Here is a 23,798-nt window from a genome sequence, read left to right as displayed (position 1 = left end):
AACGCGCTGCCAGTCAGCGCGTTTTTTTTGGGGGCCGCCGCGGCAGCGTTATGTTGTCGTCACAGTCACGTGTTAAGGTAGCGGGATATGAAGAAACTCCTCGCTCTCTTGCTCATGCTGGTGGCGCAGTCCGTGCTGGCGCGCCCCGCCAACCCGCTGATCCTGATCTCCATCGATGGCTTCCGCGCCGACTATCTGCAGCGCGGCGTGACCCCCAACCTGAACGCGCTGGCGGCGCGCGGCGTGAGGGCACAGGCCATGCGGCCCTCCTTCCCTTCACTGACTTTCCCTAATCACTACACGCTGGTGACGGGGTTGCGCCCCGACCACCACGGGCTGGTGGGGAATGTCATCATCGATCCGGCCATACCGGAACGGCGCTTTCTGATACGCGATAAGCAAGCCGTGCTGGATAGGCGTTGGTGGGATCAGGGCGTGCCCGTATGGGTGACGGCCGAACAGCACGGGCTGCGTTCTGCCTCCGTGTTCTGGCCCGGCAGCGAGGCTGATATCCAAGGCGTGCGCCCCACGCTGGCGCCGCCGTATGACGATGCGATGACGCCGGAGCAGCGGGTCGATCTGCTGCTGTCCTGGCTGGACCAGCCGCAGCAGCAATGGGATTTCCTGTCGCTGTATTTCAGCCATCTCGACCATGCCGGCCACGATTACGGTCCGGTGGCGGAGCAGACCACGGACGCCATCGCGCGGGCCGATCAGGCCATAGGCCGGCTGCTGACCGGTCTGCAGCAGCGCGGCATACAGGCCAATCTGGTGGTAGTGGCGGATCACGGCATGGCCGCAGTGAGCCCGCAGCGGGTGATACGTCTGGACCAGCTGGCGCCTGAAGGTAGTTACGCACATGTGGTGGACGGTCCGTATGCAGGCCTGGATCCGCTAGCGGGGCGGGCGGCCGAGCTGGAAGCCGCCTTGCTCAAGCCGTGGCCGCATATGCAGTGCTGGCGCAAACAGGACATACCGGCACGGCTGGCTTATGGCCACCATGTGCGTGTGCCAGCGCTAATCTGCCTGGCCGACCCCGGCTGGAGCATCGTTTTCAGTGCTGAGCAGGGCGCCAAAGTCCATGGTGGCCGGCACGGCTATGATCCGGCGGCGCCCGAGATGGCAGCCCTGTGCATCGCGGCGGGGCCGGCCCTGCGCAGCGCGGTACTGCTGCCGGTCATCGACAATGTCGATGTGTATCCGCTGCTGATGCATCTGCTGGCATTGCCGGCTCGTAGCACGGATGGACAGCTCACGCCATGGCGTGCGGCCTTGCGCTAGCGCGCTAGCTTTTTACAATTCTTGCAATTTCGCCGGGCATCGCTGGGCATAACAGGGGCGGCGCTGGTTTACAATGAGCGACTTTTCGCTCTGTCTGTGTTGCCATGAAACGTGAACCACTGTCTGCCAGCGCTGCCGAGGCGCCCATCGTTGCGCCGCCCCATCCGGCCTACCGGCCCGATATCGATGGCCTGCGCGCGATTGCCGTACTGGCCGTGGTGCTGTTCCATGCTTTCCCCAGTCTGCTGCCGGGCGGTTTCATCGGCGTCGATATTTTCTTCATCATTTCCGGCTTCCTGATCGGCAGCATCATCATGGGCGAAATGGCCCAGCAGCGTTTCAGCTTTGCCCGCTTCTACGGGCGCCGCATCAAGCGCATCTTCCCCGCGCTGACACTGGTCATGGCCAGCTGTTTTGCTGCCGGCTGGCTAGTGCTGTTTGCCGATGAATACCGCATGCTGGGGCGCCATCTGGTGGCCGGTGCCGGTTTCGTTTCGAATCTGCTGCTGTGGAGCGAAGTGGGTTACTTCGATACGGCGGCCGACACCAAGCCCTTGCTGCATCTGTGGTCGCTCGGTATCGAAGAACAGTTCTATATTTTCTGGCCCATTCTGCTGATGCTGGCCCAGCGCTGGCGCCAGCGGGCGTGGTTGTGGGCGCTGGTGCTGGGCGGCCTCTCGTTCCTGCTGAACGTGGCGCTGGTGCACCGTTATCCCAGTGCTACCTTCTATTCGCCGGCCAGCCGCGTGTGGGAACTGCTGATGGGCAGCATGCTGGCCTATCTGACGCTGCACGGCCAGACGCTGGCCGGTCTGCTACGCGGGGGCAGTGCGCCCGCGGCAGCACCGAGCGCGCAGCGGCGCAATCTGTACAGCGTGCTGGGCATGGCGCTGCTGCTGGCCGGCTTGGTGCTGATTACCCGTACCCGTGCTTTCCCCGGCTGGTGGGCGCTGTTGCCGACCACGGGCGCCGTGCTGCTGATTGCGGCCGGCCCGCAGGCATGGTGCAACCGCTATGTGCTGGCGCAGCCGTTGCTGGTGTGGGTGGGGCTGATCAGCTATCCGCTGTATCTGTGGCACTGGCCGCTGTTGTCGTTCGCGCATATTCTGCATTCGGCCCAGCCGGCATGGCAGATCCGCGCAGCTGCCGTGCTGCTGGCACTGCTGCTGGCGTGGCTGACTTACCGCGTGCTGGAACAGCGCGTGCGCGCACCGGCGCATAGCCGCCGCAAGATCATGCTGCTGAGCGGTCTGATGACGTTGGTAGCCGCCGCCGGTCTGTGGCTGGCCACCCACGCAGGCCTGCCGCAGCGTTCCGGCATTGTCGCCAATGCGGCGCTGCAGAAGTCGCTGATCGTGGTGGAAGATGTGGCCAATGCGGAAGCCTGCAAAGCCCGTTACGGTTTCGCCAGCAAATACGAATACTGCCTGCTCGATCAGGTGAAACAGGACCCGACGGTAGTGCTGATCGGCGATAGCCATGCCTACCATCTGGTGGCCGGTCTGACCCGCTACTATCACGACCACGGCGGCAATCTGCTGATGCTGGGGACGCGTGTGCCCTTCATCGGCCTGCCGACCGGCGACGATCCGTATCAGCAGGCCACGCCGCGCATGCTGGAGCTGGCCCTGAATACGGCGAGCGTGCAGACGGTGATCTTCTCCACGGCGCTCAAACTACACGAGGGCAATCCGGATGGTATCGCTGCAGTGCAGGCTTTGCGCACGACGCTGCAGCGTTTCAGCGCGGCCGGCAAACAGCTGGTGTGGGTGAACGATGTGCCGATGCTGGACTTCGAACCGCGCTCCTGCATCGGTCGCCCCGGCATGGGCCTGGCGGGAGCCGGGGTGGACTGCACGCTGCCGCGTGCCACCTTCGACCGTAACACGGCCGGCCATGCCGCCATCGTGGCCCGTCTGCTCAAGGAGTTCCCGCAGGTGAAAGTGTTCGATACGGCGGCACCGCTGTGCGATGCGAGCCGTTGCCATGTGATGCGGGATGGCAAGCTGATGTACCGCGATACCCATCACCTCAGCTATGACGGTGACCTGTACGTGGCCAGTACCTACGCGCGCCAGCTAGGTCTGGCGCCGTAAGTGGCGACGGGTCGCACCCGTCGCCGGATTAGCGCCGGTCCGCTTTGCTAGCGGAATTCCAGTCGCGCCAGCATCACGCCTAACTGGCGCATATCTTCGCCTAAGCCCAGTGCGTGTGGCGACGTGGCATCCGGCATCGTCAGCACCAGCTCTATGCTGTTGCGCGGCTCGGCCGGCAGTGCCAGCGTGAGCTGCTGCTGGGCGTGGGCGGCATCGAAGACGAATTCCTGCATGGCGCCACCATTCACCCGCACTTGCAGGCGCTGGCGGTGGCCTTTTTCCACGAAAGCACTGGCGTGCAGCGTGACGCTGCGCGGCGGCTGGCCATTGAGTTGCGGTAGCGGGCACTGGATGCTGGTGCTGGTCTGCTCGCTCCAGCGGCCACCGGGTTCGGGGAAGCTGAAACCACGGATGGTGCACGGTGGTGGCAGGGCTTTGCTACCCAGTTCGATCAGCGGCTGGGCGGCCATCAGTGCGCGACTCACGCACTGCGCCTCCAGCATGGGGAAGGCGGTACTGGAGCCGGGCAGGGCGCACTGGTCCAGTTTGCTGAGCGTGGAACCTTGTCCCGTCAGGATGATGCCGTCGAGCTGGGCTTCGCTCAGTGGTTTGAGCATTTCGAATGCGGCCTGACGGCTGGTGCGGAACAGGCCCAGACTGTACATGTAATCGAGATAGGTATCGCTGTGCGTCATCTGCAGTACGTAGACACTGCGTGCCGGTGTGGCCGCCAGCAGCAGGTCGCGCCGCAACGTCAGTTGCTGCTCGAGCTGCACCAGATCGGAGGCATCGCGTTTCGGTCCCTGCGGTTGCACGGCATAGCAGCTCAGACCTGCCAGCAGCGGTAGCAATAGCAGGTGCGCGGCCCAGCGTTCGCTCTGCGTGGCGGTCGGCTGCGGTTGCCAGTTGCGCAGCATGGGCAGTAGAGCCAGTAGCAGCAGCAGGGCGCTGTCGAGCGCGAAGATATGTTTTTTCACGGCGTATTCGGAACCCTGTCCCAGTTTCAGGGCCACTAGCTGCAGCACGCACATGCCGCTCACGGCCACGCCGTACAGCGCCAGATACTTCAGGCCGAGCGACTGGCTGGCCTGTGCCGGCTGCTGCTGCGTCAGTGCGCGCCAGCGCCATGCCAGCAGTAGCGCCAGTGCCAGCACGGCCAGCGCCAGCAGCGCCATGCTTTTCATGCTGCCGAAGTAGGCCAGATCGAGCACACCATTGTTGGCGGCGATTTCTTTCATGCCGATGTAGCTGGGGTGCTTGATGAATACCAGCGCGCCCAGCAGAGCCAGTGCCGCGCTGCCGGCCAGCTGGCCCGGCGTAGGGCGGCGCTGGCACAGATCGAGCAGCAGGCTGGCGCCCAGCAGGCCCAGAAGTTCGGAGGCAGGCAGCAGGTGCACCAGTGCCACCAGCGCGATACCGGCGATGATCAGCAGGTGACGGCACCATGCGGGGGTGCCACGCCGTTCCAGCGCCATCGCGGCCAGCAGTACCAGCGCAGCGCCGGCGTGGCCCACCAGCTGGGCGTAGAAATAGTAGCCGCCGATTTCGCTGGCATGGATGAATAGCTGCAGACTGGCGCTATTGCCTAGCAACAGAGCCGCCAGCAGTAGCGCGCAGCACCAGCGTGCGCGCAGCGGCAGCGCCAGCAGCACGGCGCTGAAGGCCGCCCAGATCACGGCAATCGACAGGCCGGCCAGCAACTGCATACCGGCCAGCGGTGAGCCGATAAGCTTGCCCAGCAGCGCCGCCAACTGGTGCGAGCCACGCGGATAAAAATTCATTTCGCCCAGACTCTGGTCTATGCCGGGCGGCAGTGACCAGTCCTGATACAGCCTGGCCGTCAAGGCGTAATGGTGACCCAGATCGGTGGAGTGGGCGTACAGCCCATCCATCCCGCCCAGCACCAGCGGCAGCAGGGCCAGCACCAGCAGAAGCAGCATCCACGGGCGCAAGCTGCTGACACTGTGGCGGGGATCAGGATGGTGCAGCATGATCAGCGCGTCCCGCCCAGACGGGCCAGCAGAGCCTGCGCCGCAGCGCGGCCTTCGCGGATGGCGTAGTTGGTGCCACGGTCTTCCGGATAGATCTGCGCCATGGTGCTGATGCGGGCATTGGCAAACGGCGTCTCTGCCGCCGGCACGTAGGACGAGTAGTTACGCTCGGTGACGGGCTGGGCGTAGTCGGCACGCCAGATCTGGTAGTCGCGAATCCAGTCGCGCTGCATGGCAGGGAACATGCGCTGCAGATGGCTGAGGGCGAAGTCCAGATAGGCCGCATCGTCCATCGCCCACAGGGGATCTTCCTTGGCCAGATAGCGTGACAGGAAGACGATGTGCTTGCCGTCGTAGTTGGCCGGACTATCGAAGTTGGTGTGTTCGATCACGCCGACGAAGGGGAAGCCGGGGTCGTTGACGTTGAGCCAGTAGGTATCGGACAGGCTGCGATCGAGCTGCAGCACCAGACAGGCGTTGGCCAGATATTTGACGCGGCGCAGGCTGGCCAGCCAGTCGGGCTTGGCGCTGCCTTGGAAAATATCGGCGATGATGGGGAGTGCGGGCGTGAACAGGAATTCGCGTGCCGTGTAGCTGCCCTGTGCCGTCTGCAGCGACTGCACTTGCTGGCCATCGCTGCTCAGCCCCAGTGTGCTGACGGGCGCGCCGTATTGCACGCGGCCGCCGAGGCGGGTGATTTCATCGGCCATGGCCTGCGCCAGCCGGCCGAAGCCGCCTTTGAAATAGGCCAGTTGTTCGCCACCTTTGGCGTCACGGGTACTGCCGCGCAGCACCAGCTTCTTCCACATCCAGACCGCGTTGATGGCATCGGCAAAAATGCCGAACTTGTTTTCGATCAGCGGTTGCCATACGACGCGGTAGACGTTTTTTCCGCACAGGGGTTCCAGCCACTCGCGGATGGTCAGGTGTTCGATGGCGCGCCAGTCCTTGACGCTGCGCACGCGCAGTACCAGCAGGCCGAGACGGATACGGTCGATCAGCGAGAGTGGCTTGAAGCGCAGCAGATCGAGCGGCGTGGACAGACGCCAGTGGCGGCCATTGAAATACATGCCGGTCTTGGACGGCATGATCTGTATCTCGCCTTCCAGTCCCAGTTCGCGTACTAATTGCGGCACATAGCTATCGTTGTCGAACCAGTGGTGGTAGAACTTTTCGATGGTTACGCCATCGCGGAACTGGAAGGTGCCAGCTAGGCCACCGGGGCCGCTGTCGCCGTCCAGTACCAGCACGCGCTGGCCGGCGCGGGCCAGATCGAGGGCGGCACTGAGGCCGGTGAAGCCGGCGCCGACGATGGCGACGTCGTAGTCGGGAGTGTTGTTGATGTTAGCAGTCATGGAACGGTATCAATTAGCAGGCGCGGCTTGCGCGCTCTGGAAAGTAAAGCGGCGGTTCAGCGCAAACTGCAGCACCACCACCATGGGCAGCGTCAGCAGCTTGGCCAGACGGGCATCGAGGCCGGCCTGCGCTACCAGCAGCCACAGAAGTACGGCCGATGCCGTATAGCCCACCGTGGCAACGCCGAGGAACAGGGCGAGGCGCTGCAGCACGCGGTCGCGCTGGCGGAAAGTGATGATGCGGTTAAGCGTGAAGCTGACCAGCGTGCCGGTCAGATAGCCGAGCACATTGGCGGCCTGATACCACATGCCATTGCCGATGCTGAAGTGGTACACCAGATAGTCGCTCGAGACACCGAGCCCGCCGCACAGGCAGTAGAGCAGGAACTGCATCATGCGCGTTCCTCCGGCAGACCGACCGTATCGCCGATGACGTACTGGGGCCGGCCGTTCAGGGTGAGGAGCACGCGGCCCAGATATTCGCCCAGCATGCCCAGCGCCACCAGTTGCACGCCGCCGATAATCAGTACGGTGACGATCAGCGAAGACCAGCCGATCGGCATGCGGTCCAGCGTGAATTTCTGGATGATCAGCAGGATGGCCAGCACAAAGCCCAGCCCCGCCATGGCCATGCCGGCGAACGACGTCAGACGCAGCGGCACGATGGAGAAGCTGGTGGCCATTTTCAGCCACAGCGAGATGGATTTTTTCAGGCTGTAGCCGCTATCGCCCGCATAGCGCGCATGGTGCGCCACGGTGACGCTGCCTATATTGCGCGTGGCTGACAGGATCAGGCCATCCACATATACATACGGCCCTTGATAGCGCAGCACGTCGCGCGCGATGCTGGCACGCATGGCGCGGAATGGCGACAGGTACAGGCCTTTGGGTTTCTTCATCAGATAGCTGGCCACCTTGTCGTTCAGGCGGCTGCCCAGCAGCTTCCATGCCGCGTGCTGGCGCTGGGCGAAGCTGGCGTAGACCACATCGCGTCCTTTATCCAGTTCGGCCAGCAGAGTAGGAATATCGGATGGCGCGTGCTGCAGATCGTCGTCCATGGTGACGATGATGGCGCCGCGGGCGCGTGCCAGACCGGCCATGATGGCATTGTGCTGGCCAGCGTTCACGCGCAGGTGGATGCCGCGCACCCACGGGTATTGCGCCGCCAGTTCGGTCAACACCTGCCAGCTACGGTCAGGCGAGCAGTCGCACACGAAGATGGCTTCGTAGCTGCCACGGATGGCCGGCAGGCTGTCGAGCGTATCCTGCAGGCGGCTCACCAGTTCCGGCAGCACAAGTTCGCTGCCGTACACGGGGATGACTAGCGACAGGGCGAGGGAGGTTTCAGTGGCCATAGTATTTGCGGATCAGGTTAATGATGTAATCGGGGCCGAATTCCAGGCCGATGGCGCGGGCTGCCGCCATCGACAGTTCGACGTCGAGCTGATAGTGGTCGCCCGCATCGACTTCCGTGTAATTGGCACGCTGGCCCAGCACCTGTTCGAAAGTATGCACGAGTTCCGGCACGGGCACGGAAAACGGGCAGGCCACGTTGGTAATCACGCCGTCGGCCCAGTGATGGTCGATCAGCTGGGCGACGATGGCGGCGACATCTTCCACGTCGATCAGATTGCGCCATGCGCGCAGCCATAGCTGGAACGGCTTGCCCTCGGTGATCTGTTCGTTGAGGTAGTTGGTCAGGGTGTAGGGGTTGGGCGTGCTGCCTACTACCTGCGGCAGACGGATGATGGCCATCTGCCGGCTGCGTGCCGTGATCAGTGTTTCCATCGCCCGTTTGTGCTGTACGTAAGGGGTGTGTGCCAGTTCGGCATCGTGCACCGAGCAGCTACTGAAGTAGACGGTGAACAGGTCGAGCTTGAGCGCTTCCTCCAGCATGCTCTGTTCGCGCGCATATTCTTCGGCCCGGGTTTCGCGCGAGTTGGAGACGCCGGAGGCGAACACCAGTACGTCGTGACGCTCGCGGAAGTGGGGCGCGCAAGCCTGCGCCAGTAAGCCATTGCCAATAATCATAGGTGTTGTTGTGGTACTTCTGTTCTAGGGAGTGGCAGGGCGTTCAGCAATGCGCAGGTTGATCAGGCCCAGCCCCAGCGCACGCGGGTCATTGCCCTGACCTTGCGATTGCGGGGTGGTGGGATGGGGAATATCCAGTTGCAGGGTACGCTGCTGGCCGTCCGTATCGAACTGCAGCGTGACATCCTGTTCGCTATCGCTGGCGTTCAGGCGGAAGCTCTGTTGCTGGGTACCGACGCGGGCGATGACGGCGGCGCCCACATTCGGGCCGTAGGCGTGGCCGCGCAGCTGTATGGTCAGGCGCTTGGGCAGTGGCTGGGCAAACTGCAGTTCTACCTTTTCACCCAGCGTCCAGCTGCCCCAGTGTTCGGCGTCACCGAGGCCTTTGCTGGCAGCCAGTAGGCTGCGCTCCGGCTGTTTGAATTCGATGGTGTGCAGCAGCTTGCTGCGCGGTGGCAGGCGCAGTAGTGCATAACCGGGGCCGCTGCCCTGTACCGTCAGCTGGGACGGCAGTGCGTGCTCGCCCACCACCAGCAGCCAGTCGCTGTCGGCGGGTGCCTGCGTCAGTTCCAGCGCGGCGCCCGGCTGCAGGCGCACCATGCCCACATCGCGCTGGTCGACATGGAACATGGCGCGGTAGATGCCGGGGACTTCGGCACCGGCGATACTCAGGCTGGCACGCTGGGCTGGCGTCAGTGCCTGATGGGCGTAGCGGCCGGCCAGATCGTAAGGGCTGGGCTGTTCGGCGTGGCTCAGTATGGTGCGGGTCTGCAGTTCGCCCACCACACAGTTGATCGGTGTGAGCACCAGCAGGAAGCCCAGTAGAGCCAGACGGGGACGCAGCACCCACAGCAGCAGCAAGGGCAGTTGCAGCCAGCCCACCCAGCGCATAGGCTCGCTCAGTTCTGGACCGTCGATGAAGGACGGGTGGAAGTGCGCAGGCAGCCACAGTTGCGCCAGCAATAGCGCGGCTGCGAGTGGCAGTGCCCACAGCAGGCGTATGCTGCGGCGTGCTTCCGGCGCTGCCAGCAGGCCGGCGCAGCTGAGCAGCATCAGGGGGAAAACGAAATCGTAGTAGCGCAGGTGCATACGTTGGCCTTCGCCGGCTGCAGCGCTGGCGATCGACCCCGTGTAAGCCACCGTCATGGCCAGTGCCGCGCCCAGCATCAGCACGGTGTACAGATTGAGCCTGGAGGCGCCGGGAATGGCGGCGCGCTGGCTCGGGCTGCAGGCCAGTGTCAGCATGGCGGCCATGGGCAGTGCATACATCAGCACGAGGCCTAGCAGGTGGCCTTGCAGGCTATGCCATGCGGCGGCCAGTACGGGCAGCAGATGGGCAAAGCCGGAGCTATTGCTGGCGTGGCCGCCGTAGAAACTGCCCAGCAGGCTGAGGCCCGCTTTGCCGGCTAGCAGATAACCGAGGCCCAGTTTGACGGCCAGCAGGCTGGCCAGCGTGATGACGGTGCTGGCGGGCAGCAGCACAGGCAGTACGCGCCAGCCGCCACGGCGCCAGCCGCAGTACCAGATGAAGGCCAGCAGCGCCGGCGTGAGGAATAGCGCATGGACTTTGACCAGACTGAGCGCGCCCAGCAGGGCGCCGCCCAGCGCGACCACGGCCAGATCGGGCCACTGCCCATGACGTGCCAGCACGGCCCAGCTGAGCACACTGAAGCCGAAGAAGTAGGTCGCTTCCGGCATGAAGTAGACGGTGTAGCTGTTGAACGGCGCCAGTACCGCCAGCAGCGCCAGTGCAGCGGCTAGCTGGGCGCTGCAATAGCGCCGGCCGATCAGGTAGAGGAAGGGTACGGCGCCTACCAGCAGCACAGCATTGCCGATACGGGTGCATTGCAGGAAGGCGTCGCCGCAAGCGTTGGTCAGCCCGAACAGGGCCAGATACAGATAGGAGGGGACGATGGCTTCGGCCAGCGGCTGCAGGCGGGCAAAGCTGCTGTAGCTCCATTCGTCCATGAAGATCAGCGGGTAGGCTGCCTGATTACGCCAGATCAGAACGAACAGCACCAGCAGCGCCAGCGCCGTGAGTAGCGGCGCGACGTGGGAAGGAGCCGGCGTGGTAGGGCGCAGCGCAGACATGAAAAACCTGAATGGATGACGGGACACTTTAAATTATACCAATATTATTTATAAACTAATTCTGCTGCCGGCAGGGAGCGGCGGTATCGACTGTGCTAGCGGCTGGCGCGCCACTGCGCCAGATCCTGCTGTAACTGTTCCCAGCGGTAGAAGCGCCGGTTTTCGTAGTACAGCGCACCAGCGTGCGGGCGCTGCTGCAGGCGTGCCAGTGCCACGCCCTGTAATTGCTGCTCGCCGCGTAGCAAGTAATGCAGCAGAACGAAGGGGAACAGACCTATCCATGTATTGCGCTGGGACGGATACATCAGGCACAGGCGCAGATGCTGCCAGCGCTGGCGCCACGGCAGGCGCTGGCGCGTAACGGCGCCATTCTGCGTCAGTGGCGACAGCACGCGGAACAGTGGTGCCGGGCAGCCCAGCGCGTTGTACAGCGCATATTGCTGCACCCGCTCCAGCAGGCCGTGGCGCGCGGCGATCTCGCAGGTGATGGCGTGCAGCGCGTCGTGGTCATGGTGGCCGCCTTCCCATGCAGTGACGTAGATGCTGTCTATGCTGGCAGCGGCGCGATCGGCTCCTTGCAGCAGCCATTGCTCGATCCAGTCGGCAGCTTGCGCCAGATGCTGCGGCAGGCTGGCATCGGGTATTGCCAGTTGGTCGCCGGCGAAATGCACGGCACTGGCCGGAACACCTAGCCGTGCCAGCACGGCCAGCGATTCCTGATTGCGCTGCTGTGCCAGTGCGCCGGCTGCGCAGGTGAAATAGGCGCACTGCACCGCCAGTCCGCGCTGCACGCAGTCGGCGATGGCGGCGTACACGCCGTATTCGTCGTCCTGATGGGCGAACAGGAACAGTGCGCGCTGTGGCTTAGTAGGCATCGAAATCGAGGAAGCTGAAACGGATTCGTGCCGGATCGAGCCGCGCTACCCGTGCCGACAGGGGCTTGAAAATCAGGTTGAGCGGCGAAGGTCGCAAGCGTTGCGGGATGCTGACATAGTTCCAGTAGGCCCGCTCGGCATCTGGCACCAGCCCGATGAACAGGCGTGCGGGCGAAGTCCAGCCGGCGCTGGCCACGGCTGGCACGTCCGGTGCATGGTCGAGCGTGGCGATGGCCGGCAGCATAGTGCTGAGCGAGGGCGCAAAGAACTGCCAGCCCGTGCCGGCGGCGCGGCGCGTAACGGGGTTATTCGGATTGGCGCAGCGCCAGGCCAGCGCGGCGGCGCTCCAGTGGCGCTCGAACGAAGGCTGGCGCTGGCTCGCCTTGCGCAGCAAGGGCCCTAGCCCTACGCGCGCTTCCAGCGGACGCACCAGCTGGAAGCCCAGCTTGCGGATGAAGCCCGGTGTGCTGTTGGCATTGGCCACACCGTACACGGCATCGTAGCCCAGCGCGGTGGCGGCGTCGTAGCACATGTGCGCGAGCTGGCTGAATAGTCCCTGTCCCTGATAGTCGGGATGGGTGGCGGTGTTTAGCGACAGCAGTACGCGGATCAGCTGACCTTCGAAGCGCGCCTGTGCCGGCAGGCATACATAGTGGGCTGCCAGCGTATCGCCATCCCAGGCGTCGAAGCCCACCACGCGGCCGTCCGGATTGGCGCGGTATAGCCATTCCAGATATTCGGGTGTAAAGCGCTCCGAGGCGCCAGCAGGGAAGCAGGCCGTAAACAGGGCGCGATAGCGCTCGAGTGCGACAGGGGTGGTCTCGACGTTGGCGAATGTAATCACTTGAATATCCAGTGCTTGCTGAGCAGGAAACCATTAACAGCCACCACCGGCAGCGAAACGATCTTGCCGGCCAGTGGAGGGAAACCCAGTGCGATAGCCAGATTGACCAGCGCTACCGTGATCATATAGTTGATTGCTACCACGCAGAGAAAACGCACAAAGCTGCCGGAGGAGGTCAGGCGGCCGAAGGTGACGCGGGCGTGGAAAGCGTAGTTCAGTAGCAGGCCGGCCAGAAAGCCGCCTGAAGTGGCCAGCAGTGCGCTGCAGCCCTGCCATAGCAGTAGCTGCATCAGGCCGACGTCGAGCGCGGCGCACAGCAGGCCGCCCAGCACGAAGATGACGAAGCGAGGCACGCGCTCAGTCATGGTTCTGGCCTGCGTTGTGGTCCGGTGCAGGCAGATTTGCTGGCGGCGCGCTGTCCGTGTCCGCACTGGCAGGTACCGTGCTTGCGGGCGCCGTGCTGGCGCGCAGGGCGCGGCGGCGGAACAGCTTGCGCTGCAGCGGCTGGCGCGGCACGCTGGCGATGTCGTAGGCGAGGAAGGCTAGCACCAGCTGCACGCCCATCAGCAGTGGCAGTGCCGCCAGCATCACCGTGCCGGCTGGCGTGCCGACGCCGGCACGCGCCGAATCGGCCCAGTGCCAGATGCCATAGCCTAGGCCGGAGACTATCATCAGCAGACCCAGTGGCAGCTCGATCGAGGCCAGCGACATATTACGCAGGTAGTAGTTGTAGAACAGCCGCTTGATGAAGTTGCGCGCGTGCTTGGCCATGAACTCGGTGACGATCTTGGAGATTTTCAGGTTGCTCACTTCGTCGCCATACACGGCATCCATCGGCACATCGGCCACAACGGCATGCAGGGTATTCAGGCGGAACAGCATGTCCGTCTCGAAGAAATAGCGCTGGCTGATCTTGTCGAACGGCAGATGGCGCGCCGCTTCGACGTGGATCGCCGTGTAGCCATTAGTCGGGTCGAACAGATGCCAGTAGCCGGACGACAGTTTGGTCAGCAGCGACAGTACGGCATTGCCGAACAGGCGCAGCGGCGGCATGGCGCCGATCTGCTCCAGATCGTAGAAGCGGTTGCCCTTGGTGTAGTCGGCTTCGCCGGACAGGATCGGGCCGATGAAATCGGGGATCAGCGACGGGTCCATCTGGCCATCGCCATCGATCTTGACCATGATGTCCATGCCGTCGGCAATGGCTGCCCGATAGCCGGCCATGACGGCGCCGCCCACGCCGCAGTTGACGGCATTTTCCAGCACCACCACGCGATCATCGCTGCACTGGCTGCGTACGAAATGGCCGGACAGGTCGGGGCAGCGGTCATCCACCACGTAGATGCGTTCGACCTCGGGGCCGATGGCAGCGATCACGCCCAGAATGTGACGCGTGACCTTGTAGCTGGGGATGACGACCGCAACGCGGGCGACGGTATTAGAGGAGGGCATAGAAGTAGTCATGCGGGCTAGGGTTGATCCGGCTGTGCCGCATCGGCGAACAGGATGCTGGTCAGGTGGCGGGCGTTATCGGCCCAGGTATGCCATGGCATGGCACTCGAGACTATCGTCTGGCCGGCCGCGCGCAGGCGCAGCCATTCCTGTACGGCTGCGGCCAGCGCAGCGCCAGTCTCGCCGCTGAAGTACTGGGCATGATCGCCGGCGATTTCGCGGAACACGGGAATGTCGCGCGTCAGCAGCGGCATATCGTGGCGTGCCGCTTCGATCAGCGGCAGGCCGAAACCTTCGCCCTCGCTAGGGAACAGCAGGCAGGCGCAGTGCTGGTACACCTGCTCCAGATATTCGTCGCTGATGCCCTGCAGCCAGTGCAGGCGCTGGCCCAGTTGCGGGTGGTTGCGCAGGCGCGTCATGATGGCCGGTATGGTACGGCGCTGGCTGTCCGGCAGGCCTTTCCAGCCTTCGCCGCCGACGATGACTAGCCGTACGTCGATGCCGGCAGCCCATAGCTGCTCGAAGGCGTCGAGCGCCTGCAGATGGCCTTTACGTGGCTCGATGGTGCCCACCATCAGGAAGCTGGGCACGGAGCGGATATCGGCCAGCACGGTCGCTGCATCATCGGGCAGGCCGGTGCTGGGCTTGGAGGCGGCGATGTCGGCACCATGGTGCAGCACGGCGAACTGCGGTACGGCACGTTGCGGGGCATGCTGGCGCAGCCATCTACGGGTTTCGTCGGCCACGGCGCCGCTGATGCACAGCAGGCGGTCGCTATTGCTGGTGACCGTATGCAGCCATTTTTCGAACACGTCGTCGACGCGGCCGGGGAAGAACTCGGGACGCAGCACGGGCAGCAGATCGTGAATCAGGAAATTCACGCTGACGCCGGCCGCGCGCCAGCGTTGGTAAAGACCGGTGCGGGCTGCTTCGGTGACCGCACCCGGATAGAAATCGGGACTGTAGAACACATCGCCGGCGCGCACTTTGACTTCTTCGTCAACCACGCCATAGCTGTCGGTGCCAGCCAGCGTATGCAGATAGCGCCGTGCGTAGCAGTAGTGCCAGCGGCCGCCTTCGTCGCTCAGGTAGACCGGCAGCACCTGATACTGCGTGCTGTGTTGCGCCAGCAGTTCGGCCAGCTGGGCGCGCACCACGCGCTGGATGCCCGTCTTCAGATCTTCGCGGGCAATCGCCGATACATCGACCAGCAACTGCGGGGCGATACCATCGGCTGCTACGCTGGTGTAGCAGTGGCCATGCACGGTGGCTTCCATCAGCTGCTGGGCGCTCTGCGCCCATGTCAGCCATGGCAGGTTGCGCGATGGCGGCGCTTTGCCTTCGGCGTGCAGCACCAGCCATTGTTCGATGGCGTCGGCCAGTGCCTGCGGCTCCTTGCCCTCGAAGTAGTAGGCGTGCTCACCTGCCACTTCGCGGAACACGGGGATGCCGCGTGCAATGATGGGCAGCTGGTGCTGGGCCGCTTCGATCAGCGGCAGGCCAAAGCCTTCGCCTTCCGAGGGGGCCAGCAGGGCAGCACAGCCCTGATACAGCTGCTGCAGCATCTGGTCGGACACGCCGGGTAGCCAGAACAGACGCTGTTCGCGCTGCGGGTGTTCTTCCAGCTTTTTGGCCAGCGCATCGACCAGCCAGCCGTTCTTGCCGACGATGACCAGATTCACGGCCACGCCTTTCTGCCACAGCAGTTCCAGTGCAGCCAGCGCCTGCGCCTGACCTTTGCGCGGTTCCAGCGTACCGACCAGCAGCAGCGTCGGCGCCGCCTTCAGCGCCGCCAGTACCTGCTCGGCGTTGGCGGGCAGGCCGGTACTAGGCGCACTGGCATCGATGTCGGCACCCAGATGGAAGTAGCTGAGTTTGAGCGGGGCCTGACGGCGATTCGGTCGCGCAGCCAGCCATGCCGCCAGTTCATCGGACACGGCGCGCGAAATGGTGACGATGCCGTCGGCCGCGTAGGTGATGGTGTCGAGATAGTCGCTATAGTATTTTTCTGCGCCGTAGACAAAGCATTCTGGCCGCAGCACGGGCAGCAGGTCGTACACCACAAACCAAACTGCCACACCGTGCCGGCGCAGTGCCAGCAGTTGCGGCTCGTTCTGGGTGGTGCTGTTGGAAGCTAGATCGAGACCGAGGAACAGATCACCGGGGCGGGCTTCGATGGGGGCATCTTCCAGTTGCGGCGACTGCACGCCCAGCATGGCCGTGGTGAAGCTGCGTGCGTAGCGGTAGCTGCGGTTGCCGCCTTCGCCGTACACGGGTTCGACGCGATAGCCTGCCGGCGGTGCCTTGATCAGTGCCAGCAGGATGCTGCGTACCACGCGCTGAATGCCGGTCTTGTGATCGACCTGCACCAGTGCCGAAATATCTACCAGCAGTTGGCGCGGCGCGCTGGCTGGCTGGTTGGCGGCAATGGCGCTAGCCGCTGCCATCAGTTGCGCTTCATCGGGCGCTTTGCCGGGCAGGGCGCTCAGCGCGTCGATCAGTTGCTGGTAGTGGCTGGCGCTGCTGTGGCGGGTGATCTGCTCGATTGCGGCATGGTACTGGCGGCCGACTTCGGCCGGTGCGTGGTGCTGCTGTACGTGAGCGCGGCCGGCAGCGGCCAGTGTGGCGCGGCGGCTGGCGCTGGCATGCAGATCGCTCAGTGCGGCAGTCAGCGCGCCGTCGTCGAACAGGTCGGGCAGCTTGACCAGCACCTCGTCCGGCAAGGTGGCGGCAGCACCGTGCGCGTTGATGATGGTGGGCACACCATGCAGCAGGCAGTCCAGCACGGAGGCAGAAGTCTCGCCACGGGTCTGGGTGCGCAGTTGTACGGCGGTGTCGCTGGCGGCCAGATAGTGCTGGTAGTCGTCGGCGCTGACAAAACCGGTGATGCGGATGCTGGCCGCGCAATTGGCGCTGGCGATCTGCTGCTGTAGTTCGGCGCCGTACTGGCCCGCTTCGTTCTCGCCCACGAACACCATCTGGCAGTTGGCCTGCTGCGCCAGTGGCGAAGCGAGGAAGGCATCGAGCAGGCGGTGATTGAGCTTGGTGGGGCCCAGCATACCGAAGCTGGTCACGAGGTAAGTATCGTCGGCGATGCCGAGCTGGCGCCGCGCGGCGGCACGGTTCTGTTCGGGCGTCTGCTGTGCCAGTGCAGCGGGCAGGCCGCGCAGCAGGGGCAGGGTGTGCCACTGTTCGGCATAATCGGCGCCATACCATTGCTGCGCCAGCGTGCGCGAGAAATCGGAATGCACGATCACGCCGCTGGCCTGATCGAGCACTGATTTATTCGACGGCATGGCCCAGATCGACGGGTTGTGCCCCAGCTCTTTGTGCGCCAGCAGGCCGGTATGACCATGCGAAGCATACAGCGCTTCGAAATAGGCCAGCGGCTGCACGCCGTCGCGCTGCATATTGTCGATCACGCCGCTGAGGAAGAAGTCGTGCAGCACCACCATGCCCGGATACTGTTCCAGCAACGGGAACATATACTGGTGGGCGTTGGAGTTACCGAAGTGGTAGAGCCGGCGGGTAAAGCGCTCGGCCTGTGCGCTGAACCGGGCAGGCGTGAGCAGCGGCAGGCGCTGGCCCAGCGCTGTGGCCGCTACGCCGTCATAGGCGGCATCCGAAACCACCAGCGTGAGGTCGTAATAGGGTTCCAGTTCGGCGATCAGTTCGACGCTGTAGTCGGCGATGCCGGATTTTTCCGGAGGCAGCGGCGAAATATACGCCAGTGCGGGACGGCTCGCGCCATTGCGCTGTGTCGCGCTGCTGCTAGCCGATTGTGCAGCGGCTTTTTCAGCGCGCCGTGCCACGGCCATTTCCAGCGTGGCCCACAGGGCTGGCGCAGCCTGCTCCGGCTGCTCGTAGACGTCATCGCGCAAGACCAGTGCGGCATCGCGCAGGCATTGCTGCTGGGCTTCCGGCAGCGTGTGCTCCTGCGTGCCGGCGGCCAGCGTGTAGACCATTAGCGCTCCCTGTGGTGCGGCACCATACAGGGTATCGTTGAGCGCCAGATCGAATAGCCCCGGAAGCAGCAGCACATCGGGATTCAGGCTGGCGAGAAAACCGTCGCGCACCAGCGGCGCGGCCTGCTGGGCCCAGCCGTTGCCGGCCGGTGTGCGGTAGCTGCGCAGTTCCAGTGGCAAGGCACTCAGGGCATGGCGCAGCGCATCGAGACTGTCGCTGTGGCGCTCGTCGAGCGCGATGATCAGGCTATGCGCCTGTGCGCGGCCGGCTGCGCTGCGGGCCAGTGCCTGCGCCAGCGTGACGATGGCTTGCGGATTGCGGGCGGCGCCGTTCTGGCAGGCTTGTAAATCGATAACCAGACGCATACTTAGTGTTGTCCCTTGTTTTGTGCGCGGCGCAGGTCATCGAGTACCTTGCGCGCCGAGCGTGGCAGTTCGCGTTGCAGATGCGGCACGTCGGCAGCGCCGGCGGCAGGGCCACCACCCTGTTTGATCACATGCAGGCTGCGGCTGACGATGCGGCTCAGGAAAGGCGAGCGCACGATGATGGGCAGCAGGGCGCGGCGCAGCGTTTCGCGCGTGGTAAGCCAGCGTACGGCGCGGCGGATGGCGCCACGCACAGCACGTTTTGCCAGATTCGGCAGGCTGTTATCGCCACGGCGCATGAGCAAGCGCAGCGGTGCGGTAATGCGCCACGAGCTGCTGGCATACACGGCCAGCAGGCGCTGTTCCAGATCCTTGCCCCACGCAGCAGTCTGGTGCAGATTGCCTTCCAGCTGACGCACGGTGGCTTCGGCCTGTCGTAAGTCGGCCTGCAGTTGCAGGGTTTGCAAAGTGAGCTGCTGGGCGCGCTCTTCCAGCCGCGCCGTGGTGTCGGTGAGTGTCTGTTCCAGCACGCGGGCACGCTGGTCCGCTTCGACGCTGACTTCCCACGCACGTTTCAGTTGCCGGTCCAGCGTTTTGCCGCGCTGCCAGGCCTTGTCCAGATGATGCGTCAGGTAGTCATCGAAGACATTCGGCTGTACTTGCAGGTGCTGGGCCAGTTCGGCATGTTCTGCCGCCACGTAATAGCGGTTCAGACCATCGAACCAGACGAAGCGATACTGGTGATCGGTCACCAGATGTTCCCATTGCAGGTGGTTGCTGTCGCGGCTATTCGGCATGATGGCTTCCACCACCACGATCCATGGCCGGCACAGGCTGAAGTCCATACCGCGCAGGACATCGGCCTCGAAGCCTTCTACGTCCACTTTGAGGAAGTGCACAGGGCCGGTGACATGCTGGCGGCAGATCTCCGTCAGCGTCAGCAGCGGTACCGTGTGCTCGACCACAGCGTGGCCGTGGGCGCGGTGATTGGCCGCTACTTCGGCATCGGTGGAAGCCCAGCCGTTCACGTCCGGCACATCGAACAGGGTGATGCTGCCGCTGCTGGCGCCGGCCGCCACGTTCAGATTGATGTCGCGCGGGCGCTGCTCGCGGAACGCTGCGCCATACGAGGGCATGGGTTCGATATTGATGCCGCGCCAGCCGGCGTCGTAAAACGCTTTGGTGACCGAGTGCAGTTCCGGATCATTCGCGCCTACGTCGATGTAGAAACCGTTCGGCACATGCTGGAGCGCGCGCCATAGCAGCACGTCTTCGTAATTCTGGGCGTAGGAAATAAAGCTCATGGCACGCTTCAGGTAGGAGTGAACAGCGCCGTCAGACCCTGCGCACCCAGCGCTTCGGCCTGTTCGGCCAGACGGGCAGCCAGCGTCGGCTTGCCATACACCAGCAGTGCGATCAGGCTCTGTGCCAGCAGGTCATTGTGGTCGGTGATCAGCTCGGCGCGGCGGAAGAAGATGGCGTCGCCCCAGCCCAGCCGGTCGCGGCCCTGCTGCTGCGCCGTGTTGTGGTAGGCGTAGCGGCACTCCGAACTGAAATCGATGAAGTCGAAGCCGGCGGCGCGCAGCAGGCTTTCGACTTGCGAGAACAGGGCTTGCTGTGCATAGATGGGCGCGAACGAGACTTCGCAGTGAATCACGTTAGTGCGCTGGAGTACGGCGCTGGCGTGTTCCAGCACGGGCATCTCGAAACCCTGGATGTCGAGCTTGAGGAAGTCCACCCGCGGCGTATCGGCCAGCACGCTATCGAGCGTGCTGGTGCTGACGGTTTCCGTGCGGACCGTGGCCAGCTGGCTCAGGTCTACCAGCTGGGCGGTCAGCGGCTGGTTGAGCGGCAGCAGCGAGGAAGTGGCATCGTAATTATTGATGTGGAAGGTGTGTGGCTGGCCGTCGCCGATAAAGGTCGGGTACAGCGTCAGGGGGGCATCCGGATGACGCGCCAGCGCTGCATCGATCTTGTCCTGCAGCGGTTCGAAACCGATCACGCGGTAGGGCAGCTGCTCGGTCAGGGGGGCGTAGATGTGCTGTTCGTCTTCCAGTTCCTGTGCGCCGATATCGACGATGGTCAGGGCCCGCTGCAGCAAGGCGGGGGCGTGCTGGCGCACGTGCTGCTGCAGCTGCTGCAGCTGGCCGGCACGGGCCAGCCGCTGACGGCATTCATCGGAACCGGCCAGTGCGTTCACCACCTCGGCCACGGGCGCGCCGTTTTGCAGCAGGGCGCTCCAGTGCGCCAGACCGACGGGATCTGCCGGCCGCCCCAGTATGCCGTGATAGAGGCTGTGTACCAGTGCCTCGGCCTGCGCCGCCGGCATAAGGTTTGTATCGGTCGTACGGTTGTCGGTCATCGTGCTCGTCATGTAAAGAGTCTGGCCGGCGTTGCCATGGCGGGCAGGCGCGCGGTCAGGACTTGGTGAAATGCAGTTGCGGTGCCAGATTTACCATGCCACTCCAGATAATAGCGTCCGGATTGGTCAGCACCACAAAATTGCTGACATCAGTCAGATAGTTCAGTACCTGTTCGAACGAGCCTTCGCCATAGCCGCCATCGCCCAGCCCTACGGTAATGGTGTACTCGTCGGGGAACAGATGCATAGGCAGCACGAAGCGCACGCTGAGGATGGCGCCCGCCGCGACCGGTCCCGGCTTCTCGTGCATGCAGTAGGTGTTGGTCTCGAACATCACGCTGCCATAGCGGTTGCGCAGTTTGAAGCCGACGTGCGGATCCGCTGCTGCGCTATGCATGCGGTAGTCGATCTGCAGCGTCACATAATGGTCGGCTACCAGCGACTGGCGCTCCTGTCCCTGTGCGTCGAACAGGCGTACGCCTATGCAGTCGGCCGCGCTGGTGGTAATGCTGCCGGCTTTGCCGCTCAGCACAGTGGCCAGTTCGGGCGCATGGCTGGCATGCAGCAGTTCGGCCGGTGGCGGCGCTGCCGCAGCGGGACTGCGCCCCAGCAGTTCGGCCTGATACAGGTCGATGGCATCGACCGGTGCACCGTCGAACGCCAGCACGCCGTTGCGCAGGAACAGGCAGCGGTCGCAGATGCTGAGGATGGTGCCGCTGCTGTGCGAGACGAACAGCAGGGTGGTGCCGGCCTGCTTGTAGGCGGCGATACGGTCGAAGCATTTCTGCTGGAAGAACACGTCACCCACGGCCAGCGCTTCATCCACGATCAGAATGTCGGGCCGTACGCAGGTGGCGACGCTGAAGGCCAGCCGCATCTGCATGCCGCTCGAATAGACCCGCACGGGCTGGTCGATGTACTCGCCGATGTCGGCAAAGGCCAGTATGTCGGGCAGCAGGGCGGTGACTTCGGCCACGCTCAGCCCCATGAGCTGGCCGGCGATCAGGGCGTTCTCGCGCCCCGTGAAATCGGGATGGAAGCCCATGCCCAGTTCCAGCAGAGCGGCCACGCGGCCATGTACGCCCACGCTGCCGGCGGTAGGCTGGGTGGTGCCCGTGATTAGTTTCAGCAGGGTGCTCTTGCCGGCGCCGTTGATGCCGATCAGGCCGACGGATTCACCGGCGGCGATGCGGAAGCTGACATCGCGCAGCACCCAGTGCAGCTGGTGGCGTTTACGTGGCCATGGCAGCAGCCATTCCAGCAGACGGCTCCAGCGGGTCGGATATTTTTTATAGGCCTTGCCCAGTCCTTCTACGTGCAGGCTGCCCATTACAGTTCATCCACCAGTTCGCCCGCGCGGCGGCGGAACAGTTGCAGGCCGACGGCGCACAGTAGCAGGGCCAGTACGGCGCTCGGCCACAGCGTGGCCCACGCAGGCATCTGGCCGCTGACGAAGATGCGCTGGTAGCCGGCGATTACCGGTGCCATCGGGTTCCACACCAGCCAGGCACGTACTTCGGCCGGCAGGATTTCGGGGCTATAGACGATGGGGGTGAGCCAGAACCAGAATTGCAGCACGATGGCAAACAGCTGCCCCGTATCGCGGAAGAATACATTGAGCACGCCTAGTATCAGGCCCAGACCGATGGCCAGCGCGATCTGTAGCAGTAGCAGGGGCAGCACGGCGGCATAGCTCCAGCCGGGGAAATTACCCGAAAGGAGCAGGAACAGGGTGAACAGGGCGAAGATGATGGCGAAATTGAGCACTGCGCTACTGACCACGATCAGAGGCAGGCAGATGCGCGGGAAACTGACTTTCTTGAGCAGATTGGCCTGCTCGATGAACATGTTGAGGGCGCGGTTGCAGATTTCTGCAAACAGACCCCAGGTGAGGATGCCGGCACACAGGTAGATGCTGTAGGCATAGACCGAATCGACGCCCGGCAGTTTGCTGCGCATGATCTGGGCGAAGATCACCGTGTACACCAGAATCATGGCGAGCGGATTGAGGATGGCCCAGATGGCGCCCAGCACGGCATTGCCGTACTTGGCCTGAAACTCGCGTTTGACGCTGCCCGCAATGAAGCCGCGGTAGGACCACGCGGCACGTAACATCAGCGCGGCCATCAGCGTGGCAGCACGCTGCAAAGCGCGTTCGGCATGGCGTTAAACGAGGTTTTCACAGACGCGGAAATGGCGTGTTGCCTATTATGATAAAGGCAGGATTATACCGTATCAGCTTGCTGTAACCGCAACGGGTTACAAGTTGTCACAGCTAGTTGCCGGCTTCGCCCTGCACCAGTTTCTGCAGTGCTTGCGGGTCGAGAATCTTGAGCTTGTGGGCGTCTTTCTGCACGATACCCTGCTGGGTCAGACTGAGCAGCGCCCGCGTCACGGTCTCGCGGCTGGTGTTGATCATGTTGGCAATATCCTGATGGGTGGGCAGGTTTTCCACCACGGTGCCATCGGGATTTTTCTTCTGCATCAGCACCAGGTAGGTGTAGATGCGGCGCGCCGTGTTATTGATGCTGAGCAGGGCGCGGAACTCGGAATCGCGCTGGATCTTCTGGGCCAGGTGCTGCAGCATCTGGCGCGCCACCGAAGGCGAGTGGGAAAACAGGTGCATGGCCGTGGGCGCAGGCAGGAAGGCCACCAGTACTTCGGTAGTGGCGACCACCGAGGCGGAGCGGGTGGAATTGTTGATCAGGGCGATTTCGCCGAAAAAATCGCCCGGTGCCAGCATGCGCAGGCCGATCGCGCGGCCGTCTTCCGTCACGTCGATCACTTGCAGCTGGCCTGACAGCAGGAACAGCAGGCCGTCGCCGCTGCCGCCCTTGTGCAGCACCACTTCGCGCTTGGCGTAGCGGCGGATGCGCAGCTCCGGCTTGATGCGGGCGATGTCTTCGTCCGACACTTCGGCCAGCAGGGGAATCTTGCGCAGATGGACGGTGATGTTCTGACGCTTGGCACCGTCGGCCGGTGCGCTCTGGACGGTATCGTCGGCTGGCGCAGTGCTGGCAGCGCTAGGGGCGGTATCGGCAGGAGGCATCGAGGTCATACGCAAATAGTCGGGTTAGGCGGAGCAGGCA

At 63.9% G+C, this 23,798-nt stretch carries 18 protein-coding genes; 2 read left to right on the top strand and 16 right to left on the bottom strand.

Annotation, left to right across the window (positions count from 1 at the left end):
* Positions 1-87: 87 nt before the first annotated feature.
* Both ABNT42_RS04490 and ABNT42_RS04485 read left to right on the top strand, forming a co-directional pair.
* Entirely contained in the window at positions 88-1,281 is a 1,194-nt protein-coding gene (locus ABNT42_RS04490) for an ectonucleotide pyrophosphatase/phosphodiesterase (RefSeq protein ID WP_348694588.1), read from the top strand.
* Between the two features lie 104 nt (positions 1,282-1,385).
* Positions 1,386-3,377: an acyltransferase family protein gene (locus ABNT42_RS04485; protein ID WP_348694586.1), complete on the top strand. Its 1,992-nt coding sequence runs from the start codon at positions 1,386-1,388 to the stop codon at positions 3,375-3,377.
* Between the two features lie 47 nt (positions 3,378-3,424).
* Here the strand turns inward: ABNT42_RS04485 and ABNT42_RS04480 are convergent, their stop codons facing one another.
* The 16 genes from ABNT42_RS04480 to ABNT42_RS04405 all read right to left on the bottom strand — a co-directional run bounded on the left by ABNT42_RS04480 (position 3,425) and on the right by ABNT42_RS04405 (position 23,767).
* Positions 3,425-5,368: a hypothetical protein gene (locus tag ABNT42_RS04480; protein ID WP_348694583.1), complete on the bottom strand. Its 1,944-nt coding sequence runs from the start codon at positions 5,366-5,368 to the stop codon at positions 3,425-3,427.
* A gap of 2 nt (positions 5,369-5,370) precedes the next feature.
* Positions 5,371-6,723 (bottom strand): NAD(P)/FAD-dependent oxidoreductase, encoded by a 1,353-nt coding sequence (locus tag ABNT42_RS04475; protein WP_348694581.1) that lies wholly within the window; start codon positions 6,721-6,723, stop codon positions 5,371-5,373.
* Between the two features lie 9 nt (positions 6,724-6,732).
* Positions 6,733-7,119, bottom strand: a complete 387-nt coding sequence (locus ABNT42_RS04470; RefSeq protein WP_348694578.1) for a GtrA family protein — start codon at positions 7,117-7,119, stop codon at positions 6,733-6,735.
* The gene (locus ABNT42_RS04465; protein ID WP_348694575.1) at positions 7,116-8,078 is read right to left on the bottom strand and encodes a glycosyltransferase family 2 protein; all 963 of its coding nucleotides are present in this window, start codon (positions 8,076-8,078) and stop codon (positions 7,116-7,118) included. The genes ABNT42_RS04470 and ABNT42_RS04465 overlap by 4 nt, the downstream gene beginning before the upstream one ends.
* Positions 8,068-8,754 carry an NAD-dependent epimerase/dehydratase family protein gene (locus tag ABNT42_RS04460; protein ID WP_348694573.1) on the bottom strand — a complete coding sequence of 229 codons (687 nt, stop codon included), beginning with the start codon at positions 8,752-8,754 and terminating at the stop codon, positions 8,068-8,070. The genes ABNT42_RS04465 and ABNT42_RS04460 overlap by 11 nt, the downstream gene beginning before the upstream one ends.
* A 24-nt stretch (positions 8,755-8,778) precedes the next feature.
* Positions 8,779-10,845 (bottom strand): hypothetical protein, encoded by a 2,067-nt coding sequence (locus ABNT42_RS04455; protein ID WP_348694570.1) that lies wholly within the window; start codon positions 10,843-10,845, stop codon positions 8,779-8,781.
* A 95-nt stretch (positions 10,846-10,940) separates the two neighbouring features.
* Positions 10,941-11,720 carry a PIG-L family deacetylase gene (locus ABNT42_RS04450; RefSeq protein WP_348694568.1) on the bottom strand — a complete coding sequence of 260 codons (780 nt, stop codon included), beginning with the start codon at positions 11,718-11,720 and terminating at the stop codon, positions 10,941-10,943.
* On the bottom strand, positions 11,710-12,564 hold the full coding sequence (locus ABNT42_RS04445) for a GNAT family N-acetyltransferase (RefSeq protein WP_348694565.1): 855 nt from the start codon (positions 12,562-12,564) through the stop codon (positions 11,710-11,712). Before ABNT42_RS04445 ends, ABNT42_RS04450 begins: the two co-directional genes overlap by 11 nt.
* Positions 12,561-12,929, bottom strand: a complete 369-nt coding sequence (locus tag ABNT42_RS04440; RefSeq protein ID WP_348694562.1) for a GtrA family protein — start codon at positions 12,927-12,929, stop codon at positions 12,561-12,563. The genes ABNT42_RS04445 and ABNT42_RS04440 overlap by 4 nt, the downstream gene beginning before the upstream one ends.
* Positions 12,922-14,016, bottom strand: a complete 1,095-nt coding sequence (locus ABNT42_RS04435) for a glycosyltransferase family 2 protein (protein WP_348694560.1) — start codon at positions 14,014-14,016, stop codon at positions 12,922-12,924. Before ABNT42_RS04435 ends, ABNT42_RS04440 begins: the two co-directional genes overlap by 8 nt.
* A 17-nt stretch (positions 14,017-14,033) precedes the next feature.
* The gene (locus tag ABNT42_RS04430) at positions 14,034-18,347 is read right to left on the bottom strand and encodes a glycosyltransferase (RefSeq protein WP_348694557.1); all 4,314 of its coding nucleotides are present in this window, start codon (positions 18,345-18,347) and stop codon (positions 14,034-14,036) included.
* 2 nt (positions 18,348-18,349) lie between these two features.
* Positions 18,350-19,651 (bottom strand): FkbM family methyltransferase, encoded by a 1,302-nt coding sequence (locus ABNT42_RS04425; protein WP_348694554.1) that lies wholly within the window; start codon positions 19,649-19,651, stop codon positions 18,350-18,352.
* A gap of 8 nt (positions 19,652-19,659) precedes the next feature.
* Complete coding sequence (locus ABNT42_RS04420) at positions 19,660-20,721, bottom strand: FkbM family methyltransferase (protein WP_348694551.1); 1,062 nt, start codon at positions 20,719-20,721, stop codon at positions 19,660-19,662.
* 43 nt (positions 20,722-20,764) lie between these two features.
* Positions 20,765-22,039, bottom strand: a complete 1,275-nt coding sequence (locus ABNT42_RS04415) for an ABC transporter ATP-binding protein (protein WP_348694549.1) — start codon at positions 22,037-22,039, stop codon at positions 20,765-20,767.
* Positions 22,039-22,836: an ABC transporter permease gene (locus tag ABNT42_RS04410; protein WP_348694654.1), complete on the bottom strand. Its 798-nt coding sequence runs from the start codon at positions 22,834-22,836 to the stop codon at positions 22,039-22,041. Before ABNT42_RS04410 ends, ABNT42_RS04415 begins: the two co-directional genes overlap by 1 nt.
* Positions 22,837-22,984: 148 nt before the next feature.
* Positions 22,985-23,767 (bottom strand): Crp/Fnr family transcriptional regulator, encoded by a 783-nt coding sequence (locus tag ABNT42_RS04405; RefSeq protein ID WP_348694546.1) that lies wholly within the window; start codon positions 23,765-23,767, stop codon positions 22,985-22,987.
* Between the last annotated feature and the right edge of the window lie 31 nt (positions 23,768-23,798).

The sequence above is a fragment of the Duganella fentianensis genome (assembly GCF_964031615.1).
GTDB lineage: Bacteria > Pseudomonadota > Gammaproteobacteria > Burkholderiales > Burkholderiaceae_D > Rugamonas > Rugamonas fentianensis_A.
Note: the sequence above shows the minus strand (reverse complement) of the source record. Positions and strands in the feature narration are given on the sequence as shown.